Raw genomic sequence first — 8,703 nt, 5'->3', positions numbered from 1 at the left:
CGCGCCTTTTTTGCCTACTTTTTTGGCAAGACAAAAAAGTAGGTCGCCGCCCCGCAGGGGTGGTGAAACTGCAGTTGTAGTTGCGGTTGCAGTTGAAGTTGACGTTAAGCCGTAGCCCTCAACGTCAAGCCGCTGCAACCGCAGCCCCCCTTCACTTCCTCACCAACCTCAACTTAGTAATCTCCGACGGCGCCCCAAACCGCTTAGGAGGCCCCCAATACCCGGTCCCCCTGCTCACATACACCCACATCGCCTCATGCCGGTTCAACCCGGCGGTATAAGGCTGCTGCATCGGCACGAACAGGTTCCAGGGCCAGAACTGGCCGCCATGCGTATGTCCGGAGAGCTGCAGGTCGAAGCCCGCGGTGGATGCAGCCGGCGCCGTGCGCGGCTGGTGCGCTAGCAGCACGCGCGCGGCTACCACCGCCGGGGCGCCGTGCAGCGCGCGCGCCGGGTCGCTGCGGTGGCTCTCGTCGAAACGGTGGGCGGAAAAATCGGTCACGCCTGCCAGCACCAGCGCTTCCTCCTCTTCCCCGATCACCACATGCTCGTTCATCAGCACGCGCAGGCCCAGTCCGCGCAGCTCCGCGATCCACGGCTCGGCGCCAGCGTAATACTCATGGTTGCCGGTGACAAAGTAGGTGCCATGGCGGGCCTTCAGGTTGCCTAGCGGGGCCGTGTGCCGGGACAGCTCGCGCACGGTGCCGTCGACCAGGTCGCCGGTGATGGCGATGGCGTCCGGGGCCAGCCCGTTGACGCGGGCGACGATGCGCTCCAGGTAGGCGCGCTTGATGGTGGGGCCAACGTGGATGTCGCTGATCTGCACGATGGTGAAGTCGTGCAGCGAGTCAGGCAGGCCGGCGATGGGGACTTCCACCTCGACCACCTGCGCCAGCCGCCGCGCATTGAAAAATCCCATCACGGTGACCAGCAGCGCCAGCACCGGCAGCGTGGCGGCGGAGCGGGGCAGCAGCCATGCCGGGTGCCAGCCGGCCATCGCGCTCAACAGCAGCACGACGTCGCGTGCCAGCGTCAGTATCAGCAAGGAAGAGAAGAAACCCATGGCCAGCATGCCCACCCAGGTCAGCGCGTCGGACCACGGCTGGTCCAGGCGCCGCGCCAGCAGGCCTGCGGGAATCAGCGGCCAGGACAGCGCCAGCCACGCTACGGCCAGCGCCTTGATGGCAAAGGATACCGGCATGTCGGGTAACAGGCGCAAGCCGATATAGCCGTGGAGCAGGCCAACCACGAGGGCGGCGACGAAAACGGTGGTGCGAGGGGGCATGCCACCTCCAGGGTGTGGGAGTCGGGGCCGGATGCTTCCAGCATTGATATTGTTTTAGAGCATTTCGGCGACGCCGCGACGCTGTGACAGTGTGGCGGGCGTCCTGGAATTGTCGGCGCTGAGCCGCTTTTCCGTTTTGCGCATCGATGGTGTACGTGAGGCCCCCGGCCCGCAGATTCAAGGGGCGTGAGCTGCGCCCGAAAGCACTTAAGTCGCTTGCAAGACAGATTGAATTACTTGCACCACCTCAGTGGTTCCACTTGCATGAACAGTTGCGCATGCTTGCGGCAGCCGCCGCAGGTGCAAATGAACCCGTCGGGTTGGCTGTGGGGCGGCGCGCTGTCGCTCACGTTGCTGTGGCTGCTGGCCACCTGCGGCTAGCACGAGGTGCCGCCGGCGGCGCTGCGGGCGGTGCCAGAGCAGATCATCAAGACCGCGGCACAGGAATCGCCGGTCACTTTCGAGTTTGTCGAACAGACGGAGAGCAGTCAGGCGGTGGATATCCGCGGCCGACGTGTTGCGGGCGCGCTACAAGGGCGGCAACTCCAGCTACCTCGAAGTCACCACCGCGCAGGAGAAGGTGTTCGATGCGCAGCTCGCCGCCATTCAGGGACAGGTCGATGTGTTGAATGGCACGGCAGCCTTGTACAAGTCGCTGGGCGGTGGATGGCCGGCGGTGCCGACCGAGGTCAGGGATGCCGGGCTGAGCGGCAACGCGCACGCCGTGATGCGCTGAGTGGGTCGCTTGCGCCGCCCACTCAGGCTCAGCGCGCCGACCAGTTGGCGCCGCGCACGCCAAACGCCGTCACCATGCCATAAGCGGTGATGCCCAGCGCCACGCCCAGGAAGTGCCCGTCCAGGCCCATGCCCGCGACGTTCGCCAGCAGCCAGCCGCCGCCGGCGGCCAGCGCGATGCGCGAGATGCCGGCCGCGATCGGCCAGCCCATGCGGCCAGCGCCCATCGACGCGAAATACAGCGCCATGCCCAGCCCGAAGCCGCCGAAGGCCGGCGCGACCCAGGACAGCGCGCGCGCCGCGATGCTCGCCACTTCGGCATCCTTGGTGAAGAACCCGGCAAAGGCATCCGGCGCCAGTCCCACCACCGCACCCACCGCGCCGGCCACCGCCAGCGCCATCAGCGCGCCGGCCCAGGCCGTGCGGCGTGCGGTGGCCCAGTCGCCGGCACCGACTGCTCGCCCCACCAGCGCGGTTAGCGCGGAGCCCACGCCGAACGCCAGCGGGATCATCAGGAACTCCAGCCGCGCCGAGATGCCGTATGCGGCCACCGCGGCGGTGCCATAGTGGCGCAGCTGGGTGGTCACAAGGATCGTGGACAGGTTGGCCACCGAGGCCAGCGCGCAGGCCACCAGCCCCACTGACAGGATGCGTGTGAACAGCGCGCGTGACGGACGGATGCGCAGCATCGGCACGAACCCCGCGCCGCCCCGCAGCACCACCCAGGCCATGGCCAGCGCCGCCGCCCACGACACCGCCGCCAGTGACGCGCCGATACCGGCCAGGCCCATGCCCACCGGCTCGGCCAGCGTCCAGGCCAGCGCCGGGAAGACGATCCACATCAGCGAGAGCACCCGCGCCGCCAGCGCATGGCGGCCACCGCCGCGCAGCACCGATGCCAGCGTGTTGGCCAGCCAGGCCGGCACCGCGCCGGCGCCGAACAGCCAGATGGCATACGTGGCGGCCGCGTCCGCCGCGGTCTGCCCCGCCACCGCGCCCAGGACGGCGCGCGGGAAGCCGGCCATCGCCACGGCAAACGCCAGCCCCGCCGTGACCGCGATGATGAGTGCGTGCAGCACCAGCGACGAGGCCTCCTCGCGCTTGTTCGCGCCCAGCGCGCGGGCGATGGCCGCCACCACGCCACCGCCCATGGCGCCGGTGGACATCTGCTGCAGCAGCAAGGCAAACGGCAGCACTACCGCCCAGCCCGCCAGCGCCGCCGTGCCCTGGCGCGCCGCCAGCCAGGTCTCGATCAGTTGCGCGCCTGCCTGCAGGAAGGCGATCAGGCTGGTGGGCGCGGCCAGCAGCAGGATGCGGCGCATCAGTTCGCGCATCAGCGGGTGTGCGTGGGTGGCAATGGATGCGGCTGCGGCTGGCGCCATCGCGGCTCCGGCCATGGGATTGGCTTGCGGCTCATTCATGGCTGGACTCCGTTTCGTCTGTCGGTTGCTCGTCCGCGGTTTGCAGGCCGGCAGCGGCGCCAAAGCGCCGCCGCAGATAGCTGCCCGCGCCAGGGCCTGGCGCCACGCGCAGGTCGTCCAGCGTCAGCGGACTGCCGTCCGGGCGGGCCAGCGCCGGCGTGGCGATCTCCGCGCCGGTGTGCTTGTCCTGCAGCAAGGTGAGCGGGCCGCGCTCGTCGGTCATCCAGCGGTCGGCCCAGGCCTTCAGCGCCACGAAGGCGGGGAAGAAGTCGCGGCCTTTTTCTGTGAGGTGGTAGGCATGCCGTGCACTGTCGGGCGCCGGCACGCGCTCCAGCATGCCGTGTTCCACCAGCGTCTTCAGGCGTGCGCTGAGGATGTTGGGCGCGATGCCCAGGTGGCGCTGGAATTCATCAAAGCGGGTGCTGCCGTAGAACGCCTCGCGCAGCAAAAGAATGGCCCAGCGCTCGCCCAGCACCGCCATCGAGCGGGCAATCGGGCAAGGCATGCTGGCAAAGTCGGTATGTCCCATGGTCTCCTCTCGCGCGGCTTGCAGGGTCGGCTCGGGTTTTTACTTTCGTTTTGCAAGCCAAGGGTTTCGGCGCATCTTAACTTGCAATTTGAAAGTTTGCTGGCGAGCTGCAAGCGGCGTGCGGGGACTACGGTGCGCACAAAGCGGTACCACCCGGGGCGCTGAAGACATCCAGCGCCGGAATCCGCGCGCGCAGGAAGTCGATCAAGGTGCGCGTGGCCATCGACGGATGCAGGTTGGGCGTGGTGATGATGTAGAGCCGGCTGCCCAATCCTTCCGGTTTCCATTCGGTCAGCACCGGCACCAGCCGGCCTTCGCGCACATCGTCCCAGCCGGCGTAGACCGGCAGCAGGCCCACGCCGTGGCCGTCGCGTACCGCGCGCATCAGGAAGGGGAAATGCTCGGACTGCAGGTGCGGGCTCAGTTCCACCTCTTCGCGCTGCTCGCCGCGGTTGAGCGTGAGCACGAAGCGCCGGGCGGGATAGGGCGGGCACAGGAATTGGCAGCGCGCCAGGTCGGCCGGGGTTTGCAGCGGGCCGTGGCGGGCCAGGTAGCCGGGCGAGGCGCAGAGCTGCCAGTCGATGGCGCAGATGTCTCGCGCTACGTGGTCCAGCGGCGGCTGCGAAGTCACCTTGAGCGCCACGTCGATCTCCGCGGCGATCAGGTCCACCACGCGGTTGGCAAAAAACACGCGCAGCGAGATGCCGGGATGCTGCCCGGTGAATTCCAGCAGCAGCGGCGCGAGGAAGGTGTCGCCCAGCCCGGTCGGCACGCTCACGCGCACGTGGCCGCGCAGGGTGGTGCCAAGGCTGTCGATCTCCGCCTGGGCGGACGCCACTTCCTGCAGGATGCGCAGCCCGTGCTGGTAAAGCGCGCGGCCCGCCTCGGTCAACTCTAGCCGGCGCGTGGTACGGCGCAGCAACTGCGCGCCGGCCTGGTGCTCCAGTTCGCGCAGCTGGCGGCTGACCTGCGAGCGCGTGACGCCGCGCCGCCGCCCCGCCTCGGACAAGTTGCCGGCTTCGACGATATCGACAAAGGCCTGGATCAGGTTGAGGTCCATCCGGGATTCCATGGAGAATTGTCGCGTATGGCGCAACATTGTGAGTCGCTGCGAGGGAATTGTCGATACGGGGAGCCGAGGCTACAGTGACCATGCCCTGCGGGATCGCCAAGGCAGGGCCAGGCGGGCGCGACACCGCCCTGAAACAAGCAGGAGACACCATGTTCAAGAACGATCTTTTCGCCGGCCAGCGCGTGCTGATCACCGGTGGCGGCACCGGGCTGGGCCTGATCATGGCCGAGCGCCTGGCGGGGCTGGGGGCGGAGCTGCACCTGTGCGGGCGCCGGCTGGCGGTGCTGGACGAGGCCGCTGAGGTGCTGCGCCACCAGCACGGCACCAAGGTCGTGACGCACGCGGTGGACATCCGCGACGCGGCTGCCGTCGACGCCATGATCGAGACCATCTGGAGCGGGCACGGCCCGCTCGATTGCCTGGTCAACAACGCCGCAGGCAACTTCATCAGCCGCACCGAGGATCTGTCTCCCAACGGCTTTCACGCCATCTCGGACATCGTCTTCCGCGGTACCTTCTACACCACGCAGGCCGTGGGCAAGCGCTGGATCCGCGACGGCCATCCCGGCTCGGTCCTGTCCATCGTCGTGACCTGGGTCTGGACCGGCTCGCCTTTCGTGGTGCCGTCCGCCATGTCCAAGGCGGGCGTGGACGCCATGACCAAGTCGCTGGCCGTGGAGTGGGGCCGCCACGGCATCCGCTGCAACGCCATCGCGCCGGGCGTGATCCCCACCGAAGGCGCGGGCTCGCGCCTGCGTCCGCAGGATGCGCAGCAAGACGCGATGAGCGGCCAGAACCCCACGGGCCGCATCGGCCAGCCGCAGGATATCGGCAACCTGGCCGCTTTCCTGCTGGCTCGCGACAACGCGTGGATCAACGGGCAGACCATTGCGCTGGATGGCGGCGACTACCTTGCCAACGGCGCTTATTTCAAGCAGTACCTGGATTGGGGCGATGCCGAATGGCAAGCCGCGCGCGAGCGCATCGCGGCCACGAACGCCGCCGATCGTGCCGGGCGCACCGTCAACGCACCGACCCCGACCCGCTCTACCACCAAGCCTAGCCAGGCTGGAGACAACTGATGGCCGCTGACCTCCTGTTTGAAGACATCCACCGTACCGGCGCCGAACTGAGTGAGCGCGGCGCGCGCCTGGCCGGCGGCCTGCGCGCGCTTGGCCTGGGCGAAGGCGACGTGGTCGCGGTGCTGCTGCGCAACGACCCGGTCTTTGCCGATATCGTGCATGCCTGCCGCACGGCCGGCACTTACTATTGCCCGATCAACTGGCACTTCACGGCGGAAGAAATCCGCTTCCTGCTGACCGACAGCGGCGCCCGGGCCTTGATCGTCAGCGCCGACCTGCTGGACGGCGTGCGCGCCGTGGTGCCCGCAGGCGTGCAGGTGCTGGCCGTGGCGGCGCCGGGCCAGGACAGCCCCGCTGGCACCACCGGCTACGAAAGCTGGCTTGCAGAGCAGCAGCCCTACGATGGCCCGCGCGTGGCGCCGCGCGGCCACATGGCCTACACCTCTGGCACCACCGGCCGCCCCAAGGGCGTGCTGCGCGCCGCGCCGCCGCTGGCCACGCTGGACGAGCAGCTTGCGCGCATGCGCTCGGTGGTGGCGCAGACCATGGGCATCGTGCAGGGCACGCGCGCGTTGATGGCCGCGCCGCTGTACCACAGCGCACCGGGCGTGTTCATCCAGAATGCGTTGCAGCTTGGGGAGCGCCTGGTGCTGTGCGCGCGCTTCGATCCGGAGCAGGTGCTGGCGCTGGTGGAGAAGCACCGCATCGACGTGCTCTACCTGGTGCCGATCATGTATGTGCGCATGCTCAAGGTGCCGGCCGACGTGCGCGCCCGTTATGACTTGTCCTCGCTGCGCTTTGTCGCCTCGACCGGGGCGCCGTGCGCGCCCGAGGTCAAGCGCGCCATGCTGGACTGGTTCGGCCCGGTGATCCATGAAACCTATGCTTCAAGCGAGGCCGGCATGATTACCGTGGCCACGCCGGCCGACGCCGTGGCCAAGCCCGGCACGGCGGGGCGCCCGGTTGACCAGGGCGAAGTGCGCATCCTGGATGAGCAGGGCGTTGCCTGCGCCCCCGGCAAGATCGGCCTGGTCTATGTGCGCCAGCCCGCCTACCCGGACTTCACCTATCGCAACAACGAGGCAGCGCGCCGCGCCATCGACCGCGACGGCCTGGTGAGCCTGGGCGACATGGGCTACCTGGACGCCGACGGCTACCTCTTTATCTGCGACCGCGCCTCCGACATGGTGATCTCCGGCGGCGTGAACATCTACCCGGCCGAGATCGAGCACGAGCTGGTGCGCTATCCCGGCGTGGCCGACTGTGTGGTGTTCGGCGTGCCCGACGACGAATACGGCGAGCGCCTGCTGGCCATGGTGCAACCGGTGGCGGGCGCCACGCTGGAAGAGGGCGCCATCATCGAATGGCTGCGCCAGCGCCTGTCCGGCTTCAAGGTGCCGCGCACCATCGTGGTGGAGGCGTTGCTGCCGCGCGACGATACCGGCAAGCTGGCCAAGCGCCGCCTGCGCGACAAGTACTGGGAAGGGCGCACGCGGCGGGTTTGAGCCGCACCGGGCACCGAATGCCAAGTACCGAGTACCGAGTACCGAACACCAGACGTCAAAAAACGCCAAGGAGACTACACAATGCATAGCTGGAAAACCGGATGGCGCGCCTGGGCCGGCGCCGCCGTCTTCGCCTGTTCGCAACTGGCCGCTGCCGCCTATCCCGACCGCCCCATCAAGCTGGTGGTGCCCTACACGCCGGGCGGCTCCACCGACCAGTTCGGGCGCGGGCTGGCCGATGGCATGAGCCGCGTGCTCAAGCAGACGGTGGTGGTGGAGAACCGCCCCGGCGCCGCCACCATGATCGGCACGCAAAGCGTGGCGCGCGCACCCGCCGATGGCTACACCATGGTGCTTGCCACCAATGGCAGCATGGTGCTCAATCCCATGCTCTACAAGAAGATCGCCTACGATCCGCCGCGCGACTTCCGGATCTTCACCGTTGGCGCCGAGGCGCCGCTGGTGGTGGTGACCAACAGCCAGGTGCCGGCCACCAATATCCGCGAGTTCGCTGCCTACGCCAAGGCCAGCGGCGGCAAGCTCAACTACGCCTCGGTCGGCCTGGGCAACGCGCTGCAGCTTGCTACCGAAATGCTCAAGACCGAACTCGGGATCTCGGTCACCCATGTGCCGTACAACGGCAGCGCGCCGGCGCTCTCGGCGCTGCTCGCCAACGATGTGCAACTGATGGTGGATGTGGTCAGCACCTCGCTGCCCCACATCAAGGGCGGCAAGCTGCGCGCGCTGGCGGTAACCGGCCGCACCCGGCTGGAAGTGCTGCCCAACGTGCCGACCGTGGCCGAGAGCGGCTATCCCAACTTCCAGGCCGCAACCTGGTTCGGGCTCGCCGTACCGGCGCAGACACCGCCGGACGTCGTGGAAAAGCTGCAGGCCGCAGCCGCGCAGGTCCTCAAGGATCCGCATTTCCGGGCGACCTTCAGCGCACTGGGACTGGTGATTCAGCCGCCGCGCACCCAGGCCGAGATCGACCGCTACGTAGAGGCGGATCGCGAGCATTGGGGCAAGGTCATTCGCGCCAACAACATCAGCCTGGACTGAGCCAGGGGCCTCTGG

General features: G+C 68.3%; 8 protein-coding genes. 4 read left to right on the top strand and 4 right to left on the bottom strand.

Annotation, left to right across the window (positions count from 1 at the left end):
- Positions 1-151: 151 nt before the first annotated feature.
- The gene (locus tag AC1RQC_RS38010) at positions 152-1,285 is read right to left on the bottom strand and encodes a metallophosphoesterase (RefSeq protein WP_492886555.1); all 1,134 of its coding nucleotides are present in this window, start codon (positions 1,283-1,285) and stop codon (positions 152-154) included.
- 514 nt (positions 1,286-1,799) lie between these two features.
- Between AC1RQC_RS38010 and AC1RQC_RS38005 the strand changes: the two genes are divergently transcribed.
- On the top strand, positions 1,800-2,021 hold the full coding sequence (locus AC1RQC_RS38005) for a hypothetical protein (RefSeq protein WP_492886553.1): 222 nt from the start codon (positions 1,800-1,802) through the stop codon (positions 2,019-2,021).
- Between the two features lie 28 nt (positions 2,022-2,049).
- Here the strand turns inward: AC1RQC_RS38005 and AC1RQC_RS38000 are convergent, their stop codons facing one another.
- The 3 genes from AC1RQC_RS38000 to AC1RQC_RS37990 all read right to left on the bottom strand — a co-directional run bounded on the left by AC1RQC_RS38000 (position 2,050) and on the right by AC1RQC_RS37990 (position 5,030).
- Positions 2,050-3,354 carry an MATE family efflux transporter gene (locus tag AC1RQC_RS38000; protein ID WP_492886557.1) on the bottom strand — a complete coding sequence of 435 codons (1,305 nt, stop codon included), beginning with the start codon at positions 3,352-3,354 and terminating at the stop codon, positions 2,050-2,052.
- Positions 3,355-3,433: 79 nt separating this feature from the next.
- On the bottom strand, positions 3,434-3,970 hold the full coding sequence (locus AC1RQC_RS37995; RefSeq protein ID WP_492375860.1) for a winged helix-turn-helix transcriptional regulator: 537 nt from the start codon (positions 3,968-3,970) through the stop codon (positions 3,434-3,436).
- 127 nt (positions 3,971-4,097) lie between these two features.
- Positions 4,098-5,030 carry a LysR family transcriptional regulator gene (locus AC1RQC_RS37990; RefSeq protein WP_174427655.1) on the bottom strand — a complete coding sequence of 311 codons (933 nt, stop codon included), beginning with the start codon at positions 5,028-5,030 and terminating at the stop codon, positions 4,098-4,100.
- Between the two features lie 161 nt (positions 5,031-5,191).
- Here AC1RQC_RS37990 and AC1RQC_RS37985 point away from each other — a divergent pair, with 161 nt between their 5' ends.
- The 3 genes from AC1RQC_RS37985 to AC1RQC_RS37975 all read left to right on the top strand — a co-directional run bounded on the left by AC1RQC_RS37985 (position 5,192) and on the right by AC1RQC_RS37975 (position 8,688).
- Positions 5,192-6,124 (top strand): SDR family oxidoreductase, encoded by a 933-nt coding sequence (locus AC1RQC_RS37985; RefSeq protein WP_492375862.1) that lies wholly within the window; start codon positions 5,192-5,194, stop codon positions 6,122-6,124.
- Complete coding sequence (locus AC1RQC_RS37980; RefSeq protein ID WP_492886551.1) at positions 6,124-7,629, top strand: acyl-CoA synthetase; 1,506 nt, start codon at positions 6,124-6,126, stop codon at positions 7,627-7,629. Before AC1RQC_RS37985 ends, AC1RQC_RS37980 begins: the two co-directional genes overlap by 1 nt.
- Positions 7,630-7,710: 81 nt before the next feature.
- Positions 7,711-8,688 (top strand): Bug family tripartite tricarboxylate transporter substrate binding protein, encoded by a 978-nt coding sequence (locus tag AC1RQC_RS37975; protein ID WP_416049801.1) that lies wholly within the window; start codon positions 7,711-7,713, stop codon positions 8,686-8,688.
- The last annotated feature ends 15 nt before the right edge of the window (positions 8,689-8,703 follow it).

It is taken from the genome of Cupriavidus sp. GW822-FHT03E04, from assembly GCF_058801495.1.
The sequence above is the reverse complement of the archived record's forward strand: the minus strand, read 5'-3'. Positions and strand labels throughout refer to the sequence as shown.